30 protein-coding genes are annotated in these 23439 nt (G+C 32.9%); 25 read left to right on the forward strand and 5 right to left on the reverse strand.

Translation table 11 applies throughout. The features are described from left to right. The first annotated feature begins 2 nt into the window (after nucleotides 1-2). From secY to rplQ, 9 genes are all read left to right on the forward strand, one after another. Entirely contained in the window at nucleotides 3-1271 is a 1269-nt protein-coding gene (gene secY / locus C6H31_RS06130) for a preprotein translocase subunit SecY (protein ID WP_104697939.1), read from the forward strand. Further along, nucleotides 1271-2029, forward strand: a complete 759-nt coding sequence (gene map, locus C6H31_RS06135; RefSeq protein ID WP_104697940.1) for a type I methionyl aminopeptidase — start codon at nucleotides 1271-1273, stop codon at nucleotides 2027-2029. Before secY ends, map begins: the two co-directional genes overlap by 1 nt. Next, a complete protein-coding gene (gene infA / locus C6H31_RS06140) occupies nucleotides 2030-2248 on the forward strand; it encodes a translation initiation factor IF-1 (protein ID WP_104697941.1) in 219 nt (72 codons plus the stop codon). It abuts the gene before it with no gap. A 100-nt stretch (nucleotides 2249-2348) separates the two neighbouring features. Next, nucleotides 2349-2462, forward strand: coding sequence for a 50S ribosomal protein L36 (gene rpmJ, locus C6H31_RS06145; RefSeq protein ID WP_002956266.1), 114 nt, complete (start codon nucleotides 2349-2351; stop codon nucleotides 2460-2462). Nucleotides 2463-2465: 3 nt separating this feature from the next. Further along, entirely contained in the window at nucleotides 2466-2828 is a 363-nt protein-coding gene (gene rpsM / locus C6H31_RS06150; RefSeq protein ID WP_104697942.1) for a 30S ribosomal protein S13, read from the forward strand. Nucleotides 2829-2839: 11 nt separating this feature from the next. Further along, a complete protein-coding gene (gene rpsK, locus C6H31_RS06155; RefSeq protein ID WP_104697943.1) occupies nucleotides 2840-3235 on the forward strand; it encodes a 30S ribosomal protein S11 in 396 nt (131 codons plus the stop codon). Nucleotides 3236-3246: 11 nt separating this feature from the next. Next, complete coding sequence (rpsD, locus tag C6H31_RS06160; protein WP_104697944.1) at nucleotides 3247-3873, forward strand: 30S ribosomal protein S4; 627 nt, start codon at nucleotides 3247-3249, stop codon at nucleotides 3871-3873. A gap of 12 nt (nucleotides 3874-3885) precedes the next feature. Next, nucleotides 3886-4893, forward strand: a complete 1008-nt coding sequence (locus C6H31_RS06165; RefSeq protein WP_104697945.1) for a DNA-directed RNA polymerase subunit alpha — start codon at nucleotides 3886-3888, stop codon at nucleotides 4891-4893. A gap of 10 nt (nucleotides 4894-4903) precedes the next feature. Then, on the forward strand, nucleotides 4904-5254 hold the full coding sequence (gene rplQ / locus C6H31_RS06170; RefSeq protein ID WP_104697946.1) for a 50S ribosomal protein L17: 351 nt from the start codon (nucleotides 4904-4906) through the stop codon (nucleotides 5252-5254). 80 nt (nucleotides 5255-5334) lie between these two features. Here rplQ and C6H31_RS06175 read toward each other — a convergent pair whose 3' ends face one another. Next, nucleotides 5335-5604, reverse strand: a complete 270-nt coding sequence (locus C6H31_RS06175) for an EscU/YscU/HrcU family type III secretion system export apparatus switch protein (RefSeq protein ID WP_104697947.1) — start codon at nucleotides 5602-5604, stop codon at nucleotides 5335-5337. Nucleotides 5605-5607: 3 nt separating this feature from the next. Beyond that, a complete protein-coding gene (gene ribE, locus C6H31_RS06180) occupies nucleotides 5608-6222 on the reverse strand; it encodes a riboflavin synthase (RefSeq protein ID WP_104697948.1) in 615 nt (204 codons plus the stop codon). A 61-nt stretch (nucleotides 6223-6283) separates the two neighbouring features. Here ribE and C6H31_RS06185 point away from each other — a divergent pair, with 61 nt between their 5' ends. The 10 genes from C6H31_RS06185 (at nucleotide 6284) to mrdA (ending at nucleotide 14241) form a co-directional block, all read left to right on the forward strand. Then, nucleotides 6284-7042, forward strand: coding sequence for a TatD family hydrolase (locus C6H31_RS06185; protein ID WP_104697949.1), 759 nt, complete (start codon nucleotides 6284-6286; stop codon nucleotides 7040-7042). 54 nt (nucleotides 7043-7096) lie between these two features. After that, complete coding sequence (locus C6H31_RS06190) at nucleotides 7097-8206, forward strand: lytic transglycosylase domain-containing protein (protein WP_104697950.1); 1110 nt, start codon at nucleotides 7097-7099, stop codon at nucleotides 8204-8206. After that, nucleotides 8203-9165 carry a septal ring lytic transglycosylase RlpA family protein gene (locus C6H31_RS07155; RefSeq protein ID WP_324726566.1) on the forward strand — a complete coding sequence of 321 codons (963 nt, stop codon included), beginning with the start codon at nucleotides 8203-8205 and terminating at the stop codon, nucleotides 9163-9165. The genes C6H31_RS06190 and C6H31_RS07155 overlap by 4 nt, the downstream gene beginning before the upstream one ends. 329 nt (nucleotides 9166-9494) lie before the next feature. Further along, nucleotides 9495-9992 (forward strand): KdsC family phosphatase, encoded by a 498-nt coding sequence (locus C6H31_RS06200; RefSeq protein ID WP_104697951.1) that lies wholly within the window; start codon nucleotides 9495-9497, stop codon nucleotides 9990-9992. After that, nucleotides 9973-10518, forward strand: a complete 546-nt coding sequence (locus C6H31_RS06205) for a hypothetical protein (RefSeq protein WP_104697952.1) — start codon at nucleotides 9973-9975, stop codon at nucleotides 10516-10518. The genes C6H31_RS06200 and C6H31_RS06205 overlap by 20 nt, the downstream gene beginning before the upstream one ends. Beyond that, on the forward strand, nucleotides 10515-10985 hold the full coding sequence (gene lptA / locus C6H31_RS06210) for a lipopolysaccharide transport periplasmic protein LptA (protein WP_104697953.1): 471 nt from the start codon (nucleotides 10515-10517) through the stop codon (nucleotides 10983-10985). Before C6H31_RS06205 ends, lptA begins: the two co-directional genes overlap by 4 nt. Further along, nucleotides 10982-11599, forward strand: coding sequence for a ribosome biogenesis GTP-binding protein YihA/YsxC (yihA, locus tag C6H31_RS06215; protein ID WP_104697954.1), 618 nt, complete (start codon nucleotides 10982-10984; stop codon nucleotides 11597-11599). The genes lptA and yihA overlap by 4 nt, the downstream gene beginning before the upstream one ends. Next, complete coding sequence (locus tag C6H31_RS06220; protein ID WP_104697955.1) at nucleotides 11586-12044, forward strand: N-acetyltransferase; 459 nt, start codon at nucleotides 11586-11588, stop codon at nucleotides 12042-12044. Before yihA ends, C6H31_RS06220 begins: the two co-directional genes overlap by 14 nt. After that, a complete protein-coding gene (locus tag C6H31_RS06225; protein WP_158654749.1) occupies nucleotides 11993-12466 on the forward strand; it encodes a hypothetical protein in 474 nt (157 codons plus the stop codon). Before C6H31_RS06220 ends, C6H31_RS06225 begins: the two co-directional genes overlap by 52 nt. Continuing rightward, nucleotides 12454-14241, forward strand: a complete 1788-nt coding sequence (gene mrdA, locus C6H31_RS06230; RefSeq protein ID WP_104697957.1) for a penicillin-binding protein 2 — start codon at nucleotides 12454-12456, stop codon at nucleotides 14239-14241. The genes C6H31_RS06225 and mrdA overlap by 13 nt, the downstream gene beginning before the upstream one ends. Before the next feature lie 67 nt (nucleotides 14242-14308). Here the strand turns inward: mrdA and purH are convergent, their stop codons facing one another. The 3 genes from purH to C6H31_RS06245 all read right to left on the reverse strand — a co-directional run bounded on the left by purH (nucleotide 14309) and on the right by C6H31_RS06245 (nucleotide 18154). Continuing rightward, nucleotides 14309-15841, reverse strand: a complete 1533-nt coding sequence (purH, locus tag C6H31_RS06235) for a bifunctional phosphoribosylaminoimidazolecarboxamide formyltransferase/IMP cyclohydrolase (RefSeq protein ID WP_104698004.1) — start codon at nucleotides 15839-15841, stop codon at nucleotides 14309-14311. A gap of 31 nt (nucleotides 15842-15872) precedes the next feature. Then, complete coding sequence (miaA, locus tag C6H31_RS06240) at nucleotides 15873-16766, reverse strand: tRNA (adenosine(37)-N6)-dimethylallyltransferase MiaA (RefSeq protein WP_233709975.1); 894 nt, start codon at nucleotides 16764-16766, stop codon at nucleotides 15873-15875. A gap of 65 nt (nucleotides 16767-16831) precedes the next feature. Further along, the gene (locus tag C6H31_RS06245; protein ID WP_104697958.1) at nucleotides 16832-18154 is read right to left on the reverse strand and encodes an NCS2 family permease; all 1323 of its coding nucleotides are present in this window, start codon (nucleotides 18152-18154) and stop codon (nucleotides 16832-16834) included. A 162-nt stretch (nucleotides 18155-18316) separates the two neighbouring features. On the opposite strand from C6H31_RS06245, the gene C6H31_RS06250 reads away from it, so the two are divergent. From C6H31_RS06250 to lgt, 6 genes are read left to right on the forward strand one after another with little or no spacing between them, the layout of a single operon-like run. Continuing rightward, nucleotides 18317-19054: a Nif3-like dinuclear metal center hexameric protein gene (locus tag C6H31_RS06250; RefSeq protein WP_104697959.1), complete on the forward strand. Its 738-nt coding sequence runs from the start codon at nucleotides 18317-18319 to the stop codon at nucleotides 19052-19054. 11 nt (nucleotides 19055-19065) lie between these two features. Continuing rightward, the gene (locus C6H31_RS06255) at nucleotides 19066-19770 is read left to right on the forward strand and encodes a zinc ribbon domain-containing protein (RefSeq protein WP_104697960.1); all 705 of its coding nucleotides are present in this window, start codon (nucleotides 19066-19068) and stop codon (nucleotides 19768-19770) included. A gap of 2 nt (nucleotides 19771-19772) precedes the next feature. Beyond that, nucleotides 19773-20951 carry a lipid IV(A) 3-deoxy-D-manno-octulosonic acid transferase gene (waaA, locus tag C6H31_RS06260; RefSeq protein ID WP_104697961.1) on the forward strand — a complete coding sequence of 393 codons (1179 nt, stop codon included), beginning with the start codon at nucleotides 19773-19775 and terminating at the stop codon, nucleotides 20949-20951. After that, nucleotides 20948-21676: an RluA family pseudouridine synthase gene (locus C6H31_RS06265; RefSeq protein ID WP_104697962.1), complete on the forward strand. Its 729-nt coding sequence runs from the start codon at nucleotides 20948-20950 to the stop codon at nucleotides 21674-21676. Before waaA ends, C6H31_RS06265 begins: the two co-directional genes overlap by 4 nt. After that, nucleotides 21676-21990, forward strand: coding sequence for a hypothetical protein (locus C6H31_RS06270; protein WP_104697963.1), 315 nt, complete (start codon nucleotides 21676-21678; stop codon nucleotides 21988-21990). Before C6H31_RS06265 ends, C6H31_RS06270 begins: the two co-directional genes overlap by 1 nt. Beyond that, complete coding sequence (gene lgt, locus C6H31_RS06275) at nucleotides 21987-22835, forward strand: prolipoprotein diacylglyceryl transferase (protein ID WP_104697964.1); 849 nt, start codon at nucleotides 21987-21989, stop codon at nucleotides 22833-22835. The genes C6H31_RS06270 and lgt overlap by 4 nt, the downstream gene beginning before the upstream one ends. The last annotated feature ends 604 nt before the right edge of the window (nucleotides 22836-23439 follow it).

The raw sequence follows: 23439 nt of genomic DNA on the forward strand, positions 1-23439 counted from the left end.
GAATGAGTAAATCTATAGTTAATAAAATTCTTATTACTTTATTATTCTTGTTTGCATATAGGGTATTGGCATATATTCCCATCCCAGGTGTAGATGTTGAAGTAATCAAGGAGTTCTTTAGGTCAGCAGGGGGCTCTCAAAATGCACTGGGATTATTTAATATGTTTAGTGGTCATGCAGTAGAGCGCTTGAGTATTATTTCTCTAGGGATTATGCCTTATATTACAGCTTCGATTGTAATGGAATTATTAGCAGCAACATTTTCTGGATTAGCAAAGATGAAAAAAGAGCGTGATGGTATGCAAAAGTATATGCAAATTGTGCGTTATCTAACAATAGTGGTTACTATTGTGCAAGCTATCAGTGTATCTTTCTTATTAAAGAATATGGGAAATTCTGGTAATGGCGCTGTGATGATTGATATGCAAACATTTATAGTTCTTGCAGTTTTTTCAATGCTAACAGGTACGATGCTCTTAATGTGGATTGGAGAACAAATTACACAAAGAGGAATTGGCAATGGTGTTAGCTTAATTATTTTCTCTGGTATTGTGTCTGGAATTCCATCTGCTATAGAGGGGACATTTGGATTGGTTAATACAGGAGAGATCAATTATCTTGTTTTAATTGCTCTTATTGCAATTATTATCTTTACTGTTTTGGCTATTATTTATGTTGAGTCTGGAGAGAGAAGGATACCGGTTTCATATGCGCGTAAGGTAATTATGCAAAATCAAGGTAAGATGAGGGTAATGAATTTTATTCCCATTAAAATTAATTTAAGTGGGGTAATTCCTCCAATTTTTGCTTCTGCAATTTTGGTTTTTCCCTCAACAATTTTACACGCCTCTTCAAATGAAATTTTAAAATCTATTGCTGATTTTCTGGGGCCAGATAAATATACTTATAACATTTTAATGTTTTTACTCGTGATATTTTTTGCTTATTTTTATGCTTCTATTGCATTTAATTCTAAGGATATTGCTGAGAACTTAAAGAGACAGGGAGGATACATTCCAGGTATGAGACCAGGAGAAGGAACTGTTCATTTTTTAAATAATGTAGCAGGTCGTCTTACTTTCTTTGGTTCTTTGTATTTGGCTTTGATATCAACTTTGCCTTGGATTTTAGTAAAAAGTATGGGCGTTCCTTTTTATTTTGGTGGAACTGCAGTATTGATTGTGGTTCAAGTTGCAATTGATACGATGCGAAAAATTGAAGCTCAGGTTTATATGAATAAGTATAAAACATTAAGTGTTACAGGTTTTTGATGGCAATTGCAATACGAAGTTTAAATGAAATTGAGAAATTACGCCTCGCAAGCCAGGTTGTAGGTAAAACACTTGAGTATATACAGGGTTTTATCCAACCTGGAATATCACTTTTAGAGCTTGATCGTTTAGTTGAGCAATATATTCTTTCTTGTGGTGCAAGACCTGCTTTTAAAGGCTTATACGGTTTTCCTAATGCTGCTTGTATTTCTGTAAATGAAGTTATCATTCATGGTATTCCATCTTCTTATTGCTTGAAAAATGGGGATATTGTAGGGATTGACATTGGAACAGAGATAGATGGATGGTATGGGGATGGTGCTATAACTGTTGGAGTAGGAAGTATTTCACAACAAGATAAAAGGTTGATTGATTGTGCTAAGGATACTCTTATGGAAGCAATTTCTAATATTCACGAGGGGATGTATTTCAAAGAGTTAAGCAAGATGATACAAGATTCTATTTTTAATAAAGGGTTTGTTCCATTAAGGGAGTATTGTGGTCATGGTATTGGGAGAAAGCCTCACGATGAACCTAGTATTTTAAATTATATTGATACTCCTAACTATAGGCAGGGACCTAAAATTAAAAATGGTATGGTATTTTGTATTGAACCTATGATTTGTAACAGAAGTGGTAACCCAAAAATTTTAAGCGATGGTTGGAGTGTTGTATCAGAAGATGGACTGCGAGGAAGTCATTATGAACACACAGTTGCTATTATTAATGGGGTTGCAGAAATTTTAACGGAGGTTTGAGTGGCAAAAGATGATGTGATTGAAATTGATGGCAAGGTTGTGGAAGCATTACCAAATGCTACCTTTAGAGTAGAGCTAGATAATGGACATATAGTTTTATGTCATATATCTGGAAAAATGAGGATGCATTACATCAAGATTTTACCTGGAGACAAGGTAAAAATCGAATTAACTCCCTATAGTTTAGATAAAGGAAGAATTACTTTTAGGTATAAATAAGAAGTTTTTAAACTTTTTTATACTATAATTCACACTTTTATTCTGAACTTTTTTGTAGGGATAATAAACTAAAGTGTGCATAGCACCTAAGGAGTTTTAAATGAAAGTGAGACCATCGGTCAAAAAAATGTGTGACAAATGTAAGGTCATTAAGAGAAAAGGCGTAGTTCGTGTGATATGTTCTACCCCTAAACATAAACAAAGACAAGGATAAAACATGGCTAGAATTGCTGGTGTAGATTTGCCAAAAAAGAAAAGAGTAGAGTATGCTCTAACATATATTTATGGTATTGGGTTAAAAACCTCAAGAGATATTCTTAATGCTGTAAATATTTCTTTTGATAAGCGAGTTAATGATCTCAGCGAGGATGAAGTTTCAACAATCGCAAAAAAGATTCAAGAGAGCTACATGGTTGAGGGTGATTTGAGAAAAAAAGTTCAAATGGATATAAAAGCCCTGATGGATTTAGGAAATTATCGTGGTTTAAGACATAGAAAAGGCTTGCCTGTCCGTGGTCAAACAACCAAAAACAATGCCCGAACAAGAAAGGGCAAGAAAAAAACTGTTGGTAGCAAGTAAGGAGGCATACAATGGCTAAGAGAAATATAGCGACAAAGAAGCGTATTGTCAGAAAAAATATTGCAAAGGGTATTGTGTGTATCTCAGCTTCTTTCAATAACACAAATGTAACAGTAACCGATGAAATGGGTAATGTAATTTGCTGGGCTACAGCTGGAGGACTTGGTTTTAAGGGTTCAAAGAAATCTACTCCTTATGCAGCACAACAAGCTGTTGAGAGTGCAATGCTAAAAGCTAAAGAGCATGGAATTAAAGAGGTAGGGATTAAAGTTCAAGGACCAGGTAGTGGGAGAGAAACAGCAATCAAAAGTGTAGGTGTAATTGAAGGAATTAAAGTATTGTGGATAAAAGATGTTACTCCACTACCTCATAATGGTTGTAGACCACCAAAAAGAAGAAGAGTATAAGGGGCAAGAATATGGCAAGATATAGAGGACCTGTTGAAAAGTTAGAAAGAAGATTTGGAGTTTCTCTTGCGCTTAAGGGTGAGAGAAGATTATCTGGCAAGAGTGCCTTAGATAAGAGACCATATGGACCAGGACAGCATGGTCAAAAAAGAGGGAAGGTTTCTGAGTATGGTTTGCAACTCCGTGAAAAGCAAAAAGCAAAAGTAATGTATGGTGTTTCTGAAAAGCAGTTTAGATCTATTTTTGCTGAAGCAAACAGATTAGAAGGAAATACAGGAGAAAATCTAATCCGCTTGATTGAGAGAAGGTTGGATAATGTCGTTTATAGAATGGGGTTTGCTACGACAAGAAGATTTGCGCGTCAGCTTGTAACTCATGGACATATTCTTGTAGATGGTAAAAAAGTGGATATTCCTTCATTCTTTGTAAAGCAAGGACAAAAGATTGAGATTTCTCAAAAAATAAAGGATAATCCACAAGTTGTTCGTGCTATTGATTTAACTTCACAAACTGGTATTTCACCTTGGGTAGATGTTGACAAGGAAAAGAGATTTGGAATTTTTACGAGATATCCAGAGAGAGAAGAGGTTGTTATTCCAATTGAGGAAAGACTTATCGTAGAGTTATATTCTAAGTAATCGGAGTAAGTAATGAAGACTATTAAGACAACACCATATATCCCTACTACTATTGAGGTAGAGGAGTTAGGGAAGAATAAAGTGAGGGTAATGGCTTATCCATTTGAGTCTGGATATGCTGTTACTTTAGCTCATCCTTTAAGAAGATTACTTTTGTCAAGTTCTGTTGGATTTGCTCCAATCGCTTTAAAGATTGAAGGGGTTTCGCATGAGTTTGATTCAATAAGAGGGATTGTTGAGGATGTTTCTCCTTTTATTGTTAACCTTAAAAATATTCGCTTTTTAAATAAGGTTGATATGGATGCAGAGGATAGGATTACTCTAAATTACTCTTTTAAGGGACCATTGGTTTTAATGGGATCTCATCTTGTAAATGATCAAATTGATGTAGTAAATCAAGATGCCATATTGGCTACAATTAATGAAGATGCTGTATTGAATTTTTCTGTTATTGTACAAAGAGGTATAGGTTATGTACCTAGTGAAGATATCAGAGGATTGATTCCTGAGGATTATATTCCACTTGATGCATACTTTACTCCTGTAAGAAAAGCAATGTATGAGATTGAGAATGTTTTAGTAGAGGATAATCCAACTTATGAAAAAATTATTTTTGATGTTGAAACTGATGGACAGATTGATCCTTATGAAGCTTTCAAACAAGCAATAGCGATTATGCATTCTCAAATGAGTATTTTTGGTGCAGATATCAGTTCTGTTCCTATGGCGCAGAAAGGAAATATTGAAGATAATTTTGATTTTAAGGATTTGATGATTAAGCTTGATAGCTTAAATCTAAGTGCTAGATGTTTTAATTGTCTAGATAGAATTGGTATTCGCTATATTGGTGAACTTGTTTTAATGAGTGAGAATGATTTAAAAAATGTGAAGAATATGGGTAAAAAATCTTATGATGAGATTGCAGAAAAACTTCAAGAGCTCGGATATCCAGTAGGAACAGAGTTGGAGGAAGATAAGAAGCTAGCCCTTAGCAAGAAGATTGCAAAATTAAAAGCTTAAGGAAAATGAGATGAGACATAATCATGATTACAGAAAACTAGGAAGAACTTCTTCTCACAGAAAAGCTCTTCTTAAAAATTTATCTATTGCACTTATTGAGCATGGAAAGATAGAAACAGGTATTTTTAAGGCTAAAGAATTACAGTCTTATATTGAGAAATTAGTTACTACAGCAAGAGTAGGTGATTTTAACGCTCACAGAGCTGTTTTTGCAGTATTACAAAATAAGAGTGCAACTAAGAAAATTATCACTGAAATTGCTCCAAAATATAAAGATAGAAATGGTGGATATACAAGGATTCAAAGAACTAGAGTAAGAAGAGGTGATGCTTCTACCTTGGCTGTGATTGAATTTGTATAAAGAGAGATACTTTAGGGGAAACCCCCCTAGAATATCCCCCCTCCTATTAACTTTTAATAACCTGACTTTTTCTTAATCTTTTAATAATTTTTACTAACTTGTGCTTGAGTTTCTATTTTGTTTAACCAAATAAAAACTTCTACAGTACTACTATAGAGTTCTTGAGGAATTTCATCATCAATCTCAATTTTTAGTAGAGAATCAACTAGGGCACGATTACTAAATAAAGGAACATCAAACTCTTTTGCCTTTTGGATTATTTTTTCTGCAATGGCACCTTTTCCCGAAGCTACAACTTTTGGTGCATGATCTATTTGTTTTTGATAAGAAAGTGCTGCTGCTTTTTTCATGATTTAATATTTTAAGACCTGAAAGTCAAAATCACTCCAACTATTTGTTTTATTTTGTTGTTTTTGTAAAAGATGATAAACACTTCGTACTAATATGTCAGTTTCTATATTTACTCTTCTATTAATTTGATAAGAATGAAAAAGTGTGTTCTGATATGTATGAGGGATGATTGTGACTTGAAAACTATCTTGATAGACTTCTGATATAGTTAAGCTAATTCCATCTATTGCAATTGAACCCTTAGGAATGCATAAAAGTAGTATGGATTTAGGAGCTTGGATGGTAAATTCTACTTGATTTGCAATCTTTTTAATTCCTAAAATTTTTCCAACACCATCAATATGCCCTTGTAAAATATGCCCATCCAATCTATCTTGAATTGTAATTGCAGGCTCAATATGAACGCTTTTTGTGTAGTTCTCTAAGGCAATAAGATTCTTTGTATTTTGGCTTAACTCTAGAGCAAACCCATCTTGGGTATTTTTGATAACTGTAAGACAGGTTCCATTGACTGCAATACTATCACCTATATTTGGCTTATGTTTTGATTGGAGAGTAAGAATATTATTTTTAAAATCTTTAACTAATGCAATTTCGCGTATTACTCCACTAAACACTTTTTTCCTTTTATGCGTTAAAATAGCACAAAATTTTAACAAAATAAAATAAGGAAAAACAATGTTTATTGATACGCATTGTCATCTCAATGATGAAAAGTTTCATCAAGATATAGATAAGGTAATTTTAAATGCTACAGATGCAAATATAGGAAAAATAATCATACCAGGAGCAGATCCAAGAGAACTAAAAAAGGCTATTGTACTTGCACAAAAATATGAGCATGTCTATTTTGCTGTAGGAATACATCCTTATGATCTAGAGTATGGAGATACGCAAGAGCTAAAAAAATTTATTAACCATCCAAAGTGTGTTGCAGTGGGTGAGTGTGGGTTGGATTATTTTAGATTGCCTCATGATGGCGTAGAAGAATATAAGGCCTATCAAAAAAAGAGATTTATGGAACAAATACTTTTGGCAATAGAATTTGATAAACCCTTGATATTGCATGTCAGAGAAGCAAGTCATGATGCTTTTGAGATTTTAAGTAAGTTTTCACAGATTAGGGGGGTATTGCATTGCTATAATGCAGATGAAATACTTTTAAAGTTAAAGGATAATTTTTATTATGGCATTGGTGGAGTATGCACTTTTACTAATTCAAAAAAAATCATTAATGTTTTACCAAAGATTCCTTTAGAGCGATTATTGTTAGAAACTGATGCACCTTATCTTACACCCACTCCATTTAGAGGACATCGTAATGAGCCTGCTTATATTCCTCTAATTGCAAAAAAAATTGCTGAGATTTTGAGCATTCCCTTACAAGATGTTCAGAGTATTACAACACAAAATGCACAAAAATTATTTAGGATTTAGCTATAAGTTAAGCAAAAATGAAGTAAAATAAGGGTTTTTATTTGAAGGAGTAGAGTGTTTAAAATTAGATTACTAGGCTTAGTTTTTGTAACTTTGGCACCATTATTTGGAGATTTTAATCGTTTACTCCATGATCGTTATAGCGAGGGCATTTTAAATTCTTTTGGAGTAAGTGGGAGCTTTTTAACAAAACTTCAACAAAAAAATATTACAAATCCAAATCGTTTATATACAAAATGGGATTTCTTCTTAGAGCAATTTGATAATGGGTATGAATTTATCCCTGTTTTACGCTCCATTATGGTTGAAGCAGGCATACCTCAAGAGTTTTTATTTTTAGCAATGGCAGAATCTGGTTTTTCTGTTCGTGCATATAGCTCAAAAAAAGCAGCAGGTATTTGGCAAATTATGCCAAATACTGCCAAGAGCTTGGGACTAAAAATTAATGAATATATTGATGAAAGAAGAGACCCAATAAAAAGTACCCAAGCAGCGGCTAGATATCTAAGATATCTTTATAAGAATACAGGAGAATGGTATTTGGCTGCTATGGCTTATAATTGTGGTATTGGGAGATTAAAAAAAGCAATCCAAAAAGCTGGAAGTAGTGATATAGAGGTTTTATTGGATGAAGAAAAAAAATATGTTCCAAAAGAAACCAGGGAATATATTAGAATGATTCTAGAGATGTCTTTAGCTTTTAATAACTATGAGAGACTTCAAAGTAGTGATAAAAAATACCTTTTAAATCGTGGAGCCAATGATAGTATCGTTGGAGTCAAAATAAAATCAGGAACCACTCTGGAATATATTGCAGAACAATTGGATATGTCCCTAGTGGATCTAAAAAAATACAATCGGCAATTTAGATACAACTTCTTACCTCCAGGAGGGGGTGACTACACAGTTTATATTCCTTATGAAAAGCTCTCATATTTCCGACAAGCTTATATTCCTGATGAGAATCCTAATAAGATATTTGTGTTGCATCAGATTAAAAAAGGCGATACTCTTTATGCGCTGGCAAAAAAATATAATGTAAGTATTGAAAAAATCAAGATTGCCAACCAGATGGATAAGGTTTCTTTGAAGATAAATCAAAAAATCATTATTCCGGTAGTTCGCGAAGAGAATAAAAAAGTCGCTCATAAGGGAAGTTATTGAAACGATTTGCCCCCCTTATTATAACTGTGGGAATTTTTTTTTGGGGATGCGCACCTCAGAGTTCTTATAAAGGCGGAGTAGGAGCCTTTAAAGAGTATGAAGGCTACCAAGAATGGAAGAATAAGGGATATACCTTAAACTTTTCTAATCAAGATTATGGAGACTATACGCAAAATTTCTCTGGTGGAAATATCCCCTCAGATATTTTTAATAAAGATTCCTCTATGATGAATGGTATGAGAGAATCTGCAGCAATCCAGAGAGCCACGATGAGGCCTTATAAGATCGCGGGGAAGTGGTATTATCCTAGTCGTGTAGATGTGGGTGATATTTTTGATGGTATCGCAAGTTGGTATGGCCCCAATTTCCATGACAAAAAAACCTCAAATGGTGAAGTTTATAATATGTATGCACATACAGCAGCGAGTAAAACTTTGCCTATGAATACAATTGTTAAAGTGTATAACAAAGAAAATGGAAAGATTACAATTGTAAGAATCAATGATAGGGGACCCTTTGTTGATGGAAGAATTATTGATCTATCTAATGTAGCAGCGCATGATATTGGAATGGTAGATAAAGGGACTGCACAGGTAAGAATTGAAGTGATTGGTTTTGGTGGAATGGTGGCAAAGAATTATGAAAAGAAATTTCAAAAAGACTTACAAAAGGCTTCAAGCGAACTGAGCAGTGAGTTTAAAGTGGGAGATTCTGAGGAGGCTGTAGAGGGTGGTAATTTTGCTCTCCAAGTAGGGGCTTTTAAGCGTGAAGAGGGTGCCAATGAGGTAAAACAAAGATTTGAAAGGATTATTCAAAATAACACAAATGGCTATAGTGTAGAAATTAGAAAAGATGAAAAGCTTTATCGTGTATTTGTGAAAGGTTTTCGTAGTGAAGATGAAGCAAGTGATTTTGGATTAAATAATGAGCTGGAGAATCCTATTGTAGTAAGAGAATAGGATAAATTTTTAAGCAAGACAATAAAATAAGGTGATGGTAAAATTAAAATAATTCTTCATGGTAGTAGGTTTGGAATAAAAGATATAGTGAAGAAGGCTATGGAATTGCAATAAGAGATAATTAAGAGGGGGTAATTTTCATATGCGGAGTTTTGAAAAAGTAGATATGATAACAAATAAACACAGAGTACCATTAATCTAAAAAAAATTAAAGAGGGGAGAAAATTAGTGTTTTTGATGATAAAAAATTTTAGGGTATTTATGATTGCATTACATAGGGTGTTTGATCTATGTGATAAGATTGTGATACGAAATATAAAGGGATGTATATGATTGAACTTTTGTTGCTTGATATGGATGGGACTTTAACAGATGGTAAGCTTTATTATCTACATACAAGAGAGGAGTTTAAGGCATTTAATGTTCAAGATGGTATGGGGATTACTTGTTGGCTTGAGCTTAAAAAGAAAATTGCAATAATTTCTGGAAGAGCTTCTCAAAGTGCTATGGCACGGACAAAAGACTTGGGGATAGATGAATGTTTTTTTGGGATAAAAGATAAAGGAGAAGTTGCACTAGAGCTTATGAAAAAATATAAACTTCAAGCAGACCAGGTTGCTTGTATGGGTGATGATATTAATGACTTGTTAATGTTTGATGTTTGTGGATTAAAGATAGCACCCGCAAATGCTGTGCAAAGAGTAAAAGAAAATGCTGATTTGATATTAAATCATAGCGGTGGTGAAGGTGCTGTCAGGGAAGCCATTGATTATATATTACAAAAAGAAGGATTAGAGGGAAAGGTTCTTGAATTTTTTAAAAAATAATACAATTTTATGTTTTTTTTTAGTTCTGCTGTTTATTACAATTTTTGCTTTATTCTCTTTCAAGCCAAGGGGAGAAGTCTTTGCTGATGTAGATGGTGTTGATATTGCAAAGATAGATGTGCATAACTTTACAATGCATCAAATGAAAAAGGATGTAATTGATACTCTCATACAAGGGCAGGATGCAACGCAGTATCAAGGGTATGAAGTTTTTAAAAATATTACTGTGAGTAGAAGCTTAGAAAATAATTTAATTGAAACAATTAGTAGTAAGTATGTGCATCGAAAGAAAGATATTTATAGTTTTTATGATGGAGTTGATTATAAGCGTAGTGATGGATTTGCATTTTATTCCCAAGCAGGAGTTTTGAATCTTGATAGGGAGCTTTTTAAGGGAAAGGGTAATTTTAGGCTACGCAATAAAGATGGAAATGTGAGGGGCAAAGACATTGTTTATGATAGAAAAAATGCTATGATTTTTGCTCAAAAGATTCAAGCAGAAACCATTTTAGAGGGTGATAAGTGAAAAGAAGTATCTTTTTTATGCTATTTGCTTTAAGCTATATGTTTGGTGCGGAATTGCTTGAAATTAGTGCAGATAGATTCTCAAGTAATGAAAAAACAGGGGAAAGTATTGTTGAGGGGAATGTCCGTGTTACAAAAGGTCGAGATAAGCTTGATGCAAAAAAAATGTTTGTTTATACCAATGAAAAGAGACAGTTGGTTAAAATAGTTGCACAAGGGAGTGTTATGTTCTCTATCACCACACAAGATGGTAGAAAAATGAATGGAAAAACAGAAACACTAACCTATAATGCAGTAGATGGGGAATATCATCTTCAAAAAAATGCAGAGATTCAAGAGGAGGGAAAGGAGAATAGTATTAGAGGAGATGAGATCTTTTTAAATAATAAAACAGGTTATATCAATGTGGTAGGAAATAAAAATAAGCCTGCTAAATTAATTTTTAATCTTGAAGAAACCAAACAATGATACAGGTTAAGAAATCTTATTTTTTAACTTCTGCTAAGACTTTATCTTCGTGTCCTCCTGCAGAGATTGCAGAGGTTGCATTACTTGGAAGAAGTAATGTTGGCAAAAGCACTTTTATTAATCTGATTTTAGATTCTGCTAAGTTGGCAAAGAGTTCTTCTACTCCAGGTAAAACCCAGTTAATTAATTTTTTTAAAACCTGTTGGAGATATAAAGAACAAGATTTTAATTTTTGTTTTGTAGATTTGCCTGGGTTTGGATATGCCAAGATTTCAAAACAAATAAAACAGGAATGGGAAAAAAATCTTTGGTTTTTTTTACAAAATCGCTCTTCGATTAAGTTGTTTATCCATCTTATTGATTCTAGACATCAAGACTTGGAGATTGATAAGAGGGTTTATGAGGTTTTAGCTTCTCATTGTCGCGGAGATCAAAGAATATTGAAAATCTATACAAAGTGTGACAAGATTACATCAAATCAAAGAGGAGCTCTCATCCAGAAAAATGGAGTTATTATAAGCAGTAATGAAGCTATTTTAAAAAAGCACTCTCTTTCTAAAAATACAGTGAGAGAGGCTATCTTGCATCAGGTTTTTGAAAATGATAGTTTATAAAAAACCCTGTGTAGAGGATGTGGATTCTATCTTTTTAATCCTTCAAAAAGAGGTAGAAAAAGGCCTTGTTTTGTTTAAGAGCAAGGAGGATATTTTAAAAGACATCCGCTCTTATTTTGTTGCAAAAGATGGAGATAGGGTTGTTGGATTTTGTGCCTTGAGAATCTATACTCAAGATCTTGCAGAAATTAGAAGCCTTGTAGTTGATGAAGCTTATCGAAAGCAAGGTATTGCAAAAAAACTAATCTTGCATAATTTGCAAGAAGGAGAAGAGTTAGGAATTAAAAGCTTTCTTGTTTTGACTTATAGACCAAATTTGTTTAAACTTCTAGGATTTAAAGAAATACAAAAGGATGAGGTGCCTCATCAAAAAATATGGGCGGATTGTGTTGTATGCAAGAATTTTCCAGTATGTCAAGAAATAGCTCTGTTAAAAACATTATAGCTAATGTAATTCTTTTAGTTGTTTTTGTTTGCTACCTATCTTTAAGCAGTATTTATGTGATTTTTCCACCATTATTGGGTATTTTGTTTGCAAAATATATCAGGGACTGTAGGGAAGCAAATTTTTTTGGAATGTTTATAGTTTTGCTTTTGTGTGTATTTTTTGAATTAGAAAAATCAAATATGATTGGTCCTTTGTATCTGCTTTTTTTGTTTTTGTCTTATGTGGTTTCAAAAACTGCTCTGATTTTGCAAGAAACAACTAGGATGTTTCGATTGATTTATGTTTTCTTGCCCTATATTTTTTATTTTTTTATTTTGCAAAGCTTGACAATTATAAATCATCAACCACCTATCCCTTTTAATGCATTGGTTTTATGGTATTTATTTTGTGAGAGTGTGATTATATTATGGAAAAAATAAATTTTAGAATCACTGTTATTGTTGTATTCTTTATCGTGATTTGGTGTATTTTATTATTGCGTATTTTTGCAATCAGCATTCAGTCTAACCAATATTATACACAGCTTGCACAAAAGAATATTACAAGAAAAGATATCGATGTTCCATTTAGGGGTCTAATTAGGGATAGAAATGGAACTCTGGTTGCACTAAATCAACTAGGCTTTTCAATTTCTTTTGATCCTTATTTGAAAAAACAACAACTAAAAGAACAGATTGAGTTTTTGTTGAAATGCTTTCCAGAATTAAAACCACAAGATATAGAAAAAAATTATATGCGTGAGAGATCCTCTTACAATCATACGCCCATTAAGGTTGTGAAGTTTCTTGATTATGAAAGAGTGCAAAAAAAATATGCCTATCTCATTCAAAATCCTTTTATTTTTGTAGAACCATCTTCAAGGCGCCATTATCCTTTTAACTCTAGCGCATCTCATATTATTGGGTATGTAGGGGCTAGCGATGAGGGAGATTTAGCTAAAAATAGTGTTAGTAAATATACAGGTGTGGTTGGAAAAACAGGAATTGAGAAAAAATACAATTCATTTTTGCAAGGTGAGATTGGAGAGAAAATTGTTACAGTAGATTCTCATAACCGGATAGTGTCTGTGAGATATGAAAAGGATAGTGCAAGTCAAAATGAGTTGAGTATCACCATTGATATGAGATTGCAAAAGATTGCAGATGAGGCATTTTTAGGCAAAAATGGTGCTGTGATTGTAATGGATGTAAAAACAGGAGAGATCTTAGTTGCAGGGAGTTATCCAGAATACAATCTTAATGACTTTGTAGGAGGGATAAGTCACGCAAAATGGAATGCCTTGCAAGAAGATCTCTCAAATCCACTTCTAAATAAGCTTGTAAATGGGCTTTATGCTCCAGGATCTGTTATAAAAATGGGAATGGCACTCGCACTCCTTGAATATGCTGGAATTAATGAGCGTACTTTGATTGATACACCAGGGTATATTGAGCTTGGAGGAAGAAAATTTAGAGATTGGAAGGTAGGAGGGCATGGAAAAAGTGATGTGGTAAAGGCTATTAGAGAATCTGTAGATGTGTATTTTTATAAATTATCCCAACAAGCAGGAATGACTAATATTGCTAATGTTTTAGGTGAAATGGGGTTTGGACAAAAAACAGGAGTAGATTTGCCTAATGAATTTGTGGGAATTCTTCCAAGTCCTGAGTGGAAAATGTCAAAAGGCCAGCCCTGGTATTTAGGAGATACAGTTGTAACTTCAATTGGGCAAGGTTCTTTTTTGGTTACTCCAATGCAAATTGCAAGATATACAGGGTTGATGGCTACAGGATTGTTGGTTACTCCACATTTTGCAAAATCTTTTCGAAATATCGCAAGTGAATTTGAAGTAAAAGATGTGCTAAATGATTTTCAAAAATCAAAAATTAAGTTCATACAAGAAGGAATGTATCAAGCTTGTAATGCACATGGAGGAACAGCTAGAAGATCTACAGTAGATTCTTTGGTATCCATTGCATGTAAAACAGGAACAGCACAGGTTGTAAGTATTCCGCAAAATATTAAAGTGCGGATTAAAGAGAGCGAGTTACCTTATTATCACAGATCGCATGCTTGGATGACAGGATATGCTCCCTATAAGAATCCAAAGTATGCAATTACAGTTTTTATCGAACATGGAGAGAGTGGAGGAAATGCAGGCCCTATTATGGCAAAGATGGTAAATGCACTTAAGAAGTATCACTACATCAAGTAAAAATTCAAAAGTGAGGGTAGAAAAGATTTCTTTGTCCCAATTCCACCCTAATATAAGGACTTAAATATTAATGTAAGAAATGTCTGATTCCACTAAAGTATAAAGCAATATTATTTGCATCAGCACATTGGATAATTTCATCATCTCGGATACTTCCTCCAGGCTCAATAATTGCCTTTACTCCTATGCTTGCAGCCATTTCAATACTATCTTTAAAAGGGAAAAAAGCTTCAGAAGCTAAAACACAACCTTCAAGATCTAAACCCATCTCTTTTGCTTTTTTTATGGCTGCATAAGAGGCATCAATACGACTAGTCATTCCCATACCAATTGCTACCAATGCTTGATTTTTAACATAAGCAACACAATTGGATTTGGTTAAAGCAGCAATGATATATGCAATTTCTAAGTCTTCTAAGGTTTTTTCTGAAGCAGAAATTTTTCCCATTTGCTTGGAGTTTTTAACTTCATCATCTAATATTTTGTCATTTTGTTGATAAACCAATCCACCCTCAATACGCTTAAAATCATATAAATCTCTATGCTGATATAAAATTCCCTCACCAAAGCTAAAAATTTTGGTTCTTTTTTTATTTTCAAAAATTTTTAGGGCTTCCTTTGTAATCCCCGCACTTACTAAAACCTCAATATAGGTTTTTGATATTTCAATTGCTAATTCTTCATCAATTACCCCATTTACTGCGACAACACCACCATAAGCACTGATATTATCACATTTTAAAGCCTCTTGATAACTTTGGAGCAAGCTGTCTTTGATTGCAAAGCCACAGGGGTTACCATGTTTTATAATGCTTACAGCCTTTGCATCTTTAAAGCTAGAAGCAAGTTTGATGGCTGCATTAATATCTGTAAGATTATTAAAACTAGCTTCACCTTTTAGGATTTTTAAATGGTTTTTATAAATACTATTAAACTCATAGAAAGCACCCTTTTGATGAGGATTTTCTCCATATCTTGTGGGGAATACTTTTTTAGCACAGATAAAAACATTTTCTCCAAATCCATTATGATATTTTTGATTCATATAATTTGCAATAACTGCATCATAGTATGCTGTATGATTAAAGGCTTTAATCATCATCTCTCTTCTAAACTCTAGTGTGTTTTGATTATTTTTTAATCTTTCTAGCACTAAGGAATAATCATCTTTGTTTGTTATAACAAGAACATCTTTAAAATTTTTTGCTGCTGCCCTAATCATAGTAGGGCCTCCGATATCTATATTTTCAATAATAGTTTCAAAATCATCGGTTTTTTGAATAGTTTCTTCAAAAGGATAGAGATTTACACATACAATATCTATTGCTTCTATACCCTTTTGCTTTGCAATTTCCACATCGGCTTTTTTATCTCTCTGGTATAGGATTCCACCATGTATTTTTGGATGCAAGGTCTTTACTCTTCCTTCAAACATCTCTTCACTTTGTGTATAGTTTCCGATATCTAGAGCTTCAACCCCATTATCTTGTAGAGTTTTTAGTGTCCCTCCTGTGCTTAAAATTGTAAAACCTAATTCTCTTAATCCCTTTGCAAAATCAACAATCCCTTCTTTATTGCTTACGCTTAATAATGCATGCATTGCCATTCATCCTTGAGTAAAATTTATTGCATTATGCCTGATAAAGCCTTAGAATCTCATCAAACAAAAGATCTTTTGATAAAAATTTAATCTCCTTAAACTGATTTTTATTAAAGGTTTTTTGACGTTTTGCAAGTTGCATTGTATGATTGATAATTTGCTCCTTTAGACATTCCAAGTTTATTTTATTTTCTAAAAAATCTATGCATTCTTTTGGGCCTATTGCTTTAAAAGGTTGAGAGGTTTTTTTATATTTTTTCAACAAATTTTCCATTTCTAAAATACCTCCATTAAGAAGCATTTCTTCTGTGCGCTTGATAATTCTTTGTCGCAAAACTTCCCGATTTATATCAATACAAAAAATGTCAATAGGATAGGGAAATGGCAAGGGAGGGTTATCTTTAAAATATTGAGATGGGGGAGTATTTGTGCTAAAAAGTATTTCCAAGCCTTTTTGGATTCTATAACTATCTTGAGGTTTTATGTTTTTAGCAAAAAATTCATCTTTTTCTAGCAAGGTCTTATAAGGATTTTTAAGGCAAGAAATTTGATTTTTAATCTCTTGAGAGATTGGAGGCAATGGACTTAGTCCCTGAATGATGGCTTTGAGATAAAAACTACTTCCACCTACAATCAATAAAATTTTTTTTTGAGTTTCTTTGATTGCTTCTAAAAGAAGATTCTTAAAAATAGTAGCATTGTTTTCTTCAAAGATTTCTAATCGATCAACACCATAATGTGTGATCTCTGTTCTATCCTTTAAACTTGGTTTTGCAGATAAAATATCGATCTCTTTATAAATACTCAAAGAATCTAAAGAAAAAATTTCTGCATCAAGCTCTTTTGCAAGTGAGATTGCAAGATCACTCTTGCCACTCCCACTAGATCCTAAAATGGCTATTAATTTTGGTGCTATAAGTTCCATAGGCAGATTCTAACAAATTTTAGAGATTGAGATTGATGAATAAATTAGAGCATAGGAGAAGAGACCTATGCTTTTAAAAAGATTCCATTTACAACAATTGGCAATATACTCAAGATTCCTAAAAAAATTACTCCAAAGTTTAAGCGATGGTATTGCTTGAGTGCAAGCGAAGTGATAATATATGTTAGAAATCCTCCAGCCAAACCATTTGCAATAGAGTAAGTTAGGGGCATTAAAATAATTGCAAAAAACGCACTAATACCCACGGGTAAATCAGAAAAATCAATATTTTTGATCTCTAAAAACATCAATGCACCCACAACTACCAATGCAGGATAGATTGCAAAATCAGGTATGGAAGCAAAAAGTGGAAATAAGAATAAGCTTAGTGCAAAAAAGAGTGCGCAAAATACAGAAGTTAGACCCGTTCTTCCTCCCTCACTCACGCCACTAGCACTTTCTAAAAAACTTGTTGTGGTGGATACACCAAGACTTGCACCTACAACTGTCGCAGCAGCATCAACACCAAGAGTTCTCTCTAGTGTCTTATCGCCTTTGTTATCCTTATTTTGAAAAAGTCCAATTTTAGCCCCAACACCTGCAAGTGTGCCTAGGGAATCAAATAAATCTAGAATGAGTAGCGAGATGATTGTAGGTATCAGCGCTACACTTAAGATACCCATAAAGTCCATTTTAAGGGCTATTGGTGCAATAGAAGCGGGAATTGAAAAAATACTTTGAGGCAAAGAAGTAAGATTAAAAAAATAACCTAAGACAGAGCAAGAAACAATTCCAATCAAAAATGAAGCATAAATATTTTTAGCACTTAGAAATAAAATAATCATAATCCCAAATAAACCAATCCAAATTTTTGGAGAATTTAGATTCCCTAATTCGGGTAATCCAATGGGAGATATTTGAATAATGCCAAGAGATCTGAGTCCAATTGCGCAGATAAAAGCACCAAGACCACCGGCAAGAGCAAATCTCAAACCAGAAGGAATATTTTTAATCAACCAAGTTCGTAGTTTTGTCAAAGAAACAATTAAAAAGATCACACCAGAGAGAAAAACAGCTCCAAGGGCTTGTTCCCAAGATAAACCCATTCCCTTTACCATTCCATAGGAAAAATATGCATTTAATCCCATTCCAACACTCATTGCCACAGGAACCTTAGCTATGATTCCACTTAGAAGTGTTGCAATAATAGTAGCAAGAGTAACAGCAGTGATTAGAGCTTCTTTGGGCATACCTGAATCTGAGAGAACAGAAGAGGCTACAGGAACAATATAAAGCATTGATAAAAAGGTTGTAAAACCTGCTATAGCTTCAGTCTTTATACTACTTCCGCTTTGTGTGATTTTAAAATATCTATCTAAGAATTGCATAGGACATCCTTGAGTTAAAAATACTAAACTAATGGGAAGAACTAGAAAAAGTCGTGTATTATAATTTATATTTGATTAAAATACCTTTTAATCATTTAAAATATTTTTGATTTTTTTTTATAAAGAGGTAAGAGTAATTTTTAGTAATGTTGAGGTATGTGGATGAGAGTAAGAGAAATTTATGATTTTTTACAGAGTGTTTCACCCTTTGAAAAGCAGGAGGAATGGGATAATGGAGGGTTGCAAATTGGAAGTCTTGAAGATGAAATAGAAGAAATTGTATTGGCACTAGAGGTGGATGATTGGGTGGTGGAGAATCTAAAACCAAAAAGCTTATTAATTGTACATCATCCCTTGATTTTTAAAGGACTAAGGATGTTGGATTTTAGATCTTATCCAAGCTTATTTATTAGGAAAATTATTCAAAAAGAATGTGCTCTTATTGCAATGCATACAAGTTTTGATGTATCCCATCTTAATATTCATGTCGCAAAAGAGATTTTGGGATTTAGGGATGCCAATCAAGATGAAAATGGTATTGTATATGCGCAGTTGCAGACTATGACATTAAAAGAATTAACCCTAAACATAAAACAATCTTTAAGATTACCTCATATAAGATTTTGTGATGCAGGGAATAAAATTTCAAGAGTTGCAGTTGTTTGTGGTTCGGGTTTTTCTCTCTTCTCAAAAATCAAAAATAAGGAAGAATTATGTTTTCTAACAGGAGATGTGAAATATCATGATGCAATGATTGCAAAGGCTTTAGGAGTTAGCACAATTGATATTACACATTATGAGAGTGAAATTGTCTTTGGAGAAATTCTACAAAGAATTTTGCAAAAACAAGGATATAAGGCTATAATTACAAATCCTAAAAATCCATTTACTTACATATAAAGGTAGAAATAATGAATAAACATCTACAGCAGCTTATTGAAGTAGCAAACTTAGATAAAGAGATTGATGCATTAGAACCAAAAATTTTAGAAAAAAGAGCAAAGCTTGATAGGATGCTAAGAGAAAAGGCCTCAAGAGAACAGCAAATTCAAGACTTGCAGGCACAAAAAGAAGAAATAAATCTAAAAATTAGAAGCACCAATAACTTAATTGAGGAAACAGGGATTCATCTAGAGCATATTGCTAAAAAACATCACGAAGTAAAATCAGAAAGAGAACTAAAGGCTTTAAATATTGAAGAAGAGCTTGCAAAAGAGCAACTAACAAAAGCAAATCAAGATATCGAAGTTTTACAAAAAGACATCCAGCTAAAAGATGAGGCTTTGTTGGGATTAGAGGTTCAAAACAAGGAGCTTGATGAAGAAATCAAGCAAGAAGAAATTAGTATTTCTAAAGAAATTGATGTAATCAAAAAAGAGCAAGAGGCACTCTTTCATAAAAAACAGAGTATGTATGAGATGCTAGATCAAAAGCTTGCGGTATTCTATGAAAAGATTAGAAAGTGGGCTAAAAATACCAGTGTAGTTTTAGTAAAAAAACAAGCTTGTGGTGGTTGCTTTATTAAAATCAATGATAGAGTGTTTGCAGAGATAAAACAAAGCAATGATATTGTTACTTGCCCACATTGTGGAAGAATTCTTTATATTGAAAGCTAGAGTTGAGATTTTTTGAATTCTTCTATCTTTTATTTTTAGGAATTATTTACTGCCTATTATCGCCCATTGTTTGTATTTTAATGTTTAAGCAAAAATACAAACAATCCCTCAGGGCCAGATTCTTTTATTGCCAAAAAAAACCCTTAAATAACACAGAAATTTGGTTTCATGCCTGTTCTTTTGGAGAGGTTAGATCTCTAGAAGTCGTTTTGAGGGAGCTCTCAAAACAGGGGAAACAGATTTTACTTACTACAACTACACAAACGGGTCATAACCTTGCTACAAGAGCATTTGAAGATACAAAGAATATACAAGTCTTATATTTGCCTTTTGAGATATTTTTACCTTTATGGAAGAAATATCTTATAAATTTAAAAACTCTTGTAGTAACAGAATCAGAGCTTTGGTTTATGCTGTTTTTTGTTTCTAAAGCCTTGGGAGCTAAAACACTTTTGATTAACGCAAGAATCTCAGATCGATCTTATAGGAGTTACTTATATTTTAGATTCTATTACTCTAGAGTGTTTTTATATATTGATAGGGTTTTTGCGCAGGGGAAAGTGGATTATTTGAGGTTGGATGCAATAGGTGCAAAAAATATTGAAGTTTTTGGCAACTTAAAAATTTTTACACCCATTGCAGTTACAAAAGAATATAAAAAGCCAAAAAAATTAGTGATTGTAGCAGGAAGCACTCATATGGAGGAAGAAAAGCTTGTTTTGAAGGCTTTCTTAGACTTTAAAAAGAAATACCCACAATCCCTACTTATCATTGCGCCACGCCATCCTGAAAGATTTGATGATGTTTTTAAAATGCTTGATGGGTTAAGGGCATCTAGAATATCCAAAGATGGGATAAAAGAAGAGAATGATGTTTTATTGCTTGATGTTTTAGGAGAATTAAATAATATTTATGCAATTGCTGATATTGTGGTTTTATGTGGAAGCTTTGTAAAAGTTGGAGGACATAACCCATTGGAACCTGCCTATTTTGGTGTTAAACTTTTAAGTGGTCCTTATATTTTCAATCAATATGCACTTTTTGATTGTATCGAGGGATATACTTTTGTGCAAGATGTCTCGGATTTAACGCAAAAACTTCTAAATTATGAAGAACTCCCACAAACTGCAATAAAAAATCAAAATCAAAAACTTGACACACTTCTAGGAGAGATTATATGAATGATAAAGCTTATAAAATTTTAAGCATTCAGGAGGGAATCTCTAATAAAAAAGCAAAGGAATTAATTGATAGGGGTCTTGTGAGTTTTAAAGGAAAAAAAGTTTTACTTGCAAGGGCAGATTTTCCCATGGGCACAATTTTTGAAATACAGAAGATAAAAAAACCCCAAGTGATTTTTGAAGATAAGAATATATTAGCTCTTAATAAGCCTGCTTTTGTTGAGAGCTATGAACTAGCAAGTTATTTTAGAGATTGGGTATTGCTACATCGCTTAGATCAAGAGACAAGCGGAGTGATTTTGCTTGTAAAAGAAGATAGTCTTTTTCATAAAAAGGCAAAACAAGAGTTTAGAGAACAAAAAGTTTATAAAGAATATTTTGCATTGGTAAGTGGCTTTATTAGTGAGGAAATGACAATTGATAAACCTATTTTGACACTAAAAAATGGTTATGCAAAAAGTAAAATTAGTAAAGATGGACTTCCTGCCCTCACACAGATAAAACCTGTAAGTATTTTTGGTAAAAAAACACTGGTTAGAGCAATTATAAAAACTGGTAGGACGCATCAAATCCGCGTTCATCTTAGAAGTATTGGACATAGTATTGTAGGAGATAGGTTTTATGGTGGGATTGAAGCAAGTCGTATGATGTTACACTCAAGTAAGATAAAAATTTTTGATTATGAATTTTATGCACCATTACCAAAAGAATTTGAGGCAAACTAATGCGGGTTGAAGTCTCAAAAGAGCTTAGTGATTGTTTAATTTTGAATGGAAGAATAAAAGACTATGACGAGTTTTTGGAATTTAAGGCAGATTTAAAGGATTTATTAGAAAGATATAACAAGGAGGAGCCGATTTGCTTTTTCTTAAATCAAGCTTATCCTTTGGAATTTTGCGCAATCGGATATTTTTTAAAACTCAAGGAGTTTGATTCTTGGGATATTAGTATCCACACAAATGATATTAGAATTTTTAAATTTTTTGAAAAATTAGGACTGAGTGAGAAATTTAAAGTTATGGTTAGAGAGTTACGATGAATCGATGGAATGAAGTTTATTATCATTTTAATCCTATAGCTTTTGAAGTATTTGGATATCCTATTCATTGGTATGGAATCGCATATGCTTTTGCCTTATTTGTTGTGTTATATCTTGCAAGGTATTTTCTAAAAAAAGATCGGAAATATTTTAATCTTGATAATGTAACTTTGGATTATTACTTCATATGGGCAGAAGTTGGAATCATATTGGGAGCTAGGATAGGATATATTTTAATCTATGATCCTTTAAAAATAGAATATCTAGCCCACCCTTGGCAAATCTTTAATCCCTTTAATGATAATGGAGAGTTTATTGGAATTAGAGGGATGAGCTATCATGGAGGTGTGGTTGGATTTTTGATTGCTACTTATTTATTTGCAATCTATAAGAAAAAGAATTTTTTTCTATTAATGGATTTGATGGCTTTGAGTATTCCTTTAGGTTATATTTTTGGACGCATTGGCAATTTTTTAAATCAAGAGCTTTTTGGTAGAGTAGTGCAAAGTGATGGATTTGGTAAAAGTATTGGTATTTTAGTGCAGGGAGAGTTGCGTTATCCTAGCCAATTGATTGAAGCCTTTCTTGAAGGATTTGTAGTTTTTTTAGTAGTGTTTTTTGTTTATAAGAAAGTCAGAATCAAGGGTATTTTAATCGCAGTTTATGGGATTGCTTACTCAATTGCTAGATTTATTTCAGAATATTTTAGGGAGCCAGATGAGCAGATAGGAACTTATGTTTTTGGTCTAAGTATGGGACAAATTCTAAGCTTATTGATGATCTTGTCTGCCTGCATATTAATGTGTTTTGTCTTAAAACAAGGTCAAAAAAATAGAGTTTGTTGAGTATTGGAGTTTTAGGATTTTGACAATTGATAGAACTCTCTTAATTTTTACTTAACTTTTTTCCCTCTCCTACCACCACTTGATCGCATCGTTATATAAAGGAGTTGGTTATTAAGATATACTCAAAACTTTCAAAAAAGTACATCTTCGTCTTTTTAAGATATTTCAGAAGAGGATTTTTATAAAACCCCGAAAAAAAATGAATGAAAAGCATATCAAGTGGTGGCAAGAGAGGGAAAATTTCCAACTAAAACAACCTCTAATAGCCTTTACTTTATCTTAACTCTCAAATATCTGTGACTCTTTTATTAATTAAAAAATCCTGACACTTTGGACTAAAAAAATCTAATCTAGAGATTAAATTAGTTTATTTTACTTCTAAAATAGTAAATATTAGGTTCTAATTTTTTGAGAATTTCCTTAAATTTTTAATGTTTTTATATAACTTTCTTATTGTTAAATGAACTGATGAGATAATTTTTAATCTTTTTAAAATTTTAGATTCTAAGCTCTTGGTTAAAGTTCTTAAGGTCGTATCTAGGTTTGATTTAACTCTAGTTCTTAGAATAAAAAATCTTAAATGTCATTTAAAGTGGCTATATCG

It is taken from the genome of Helicobacter sp. 'house sparrow 1', from assembly GCF_900199585.1.
Lineage (GTDB): Bacteria > Campylobacterota > Campylobacteria > Campylobacterales > Helicobacteraceae > Helicobacter_H.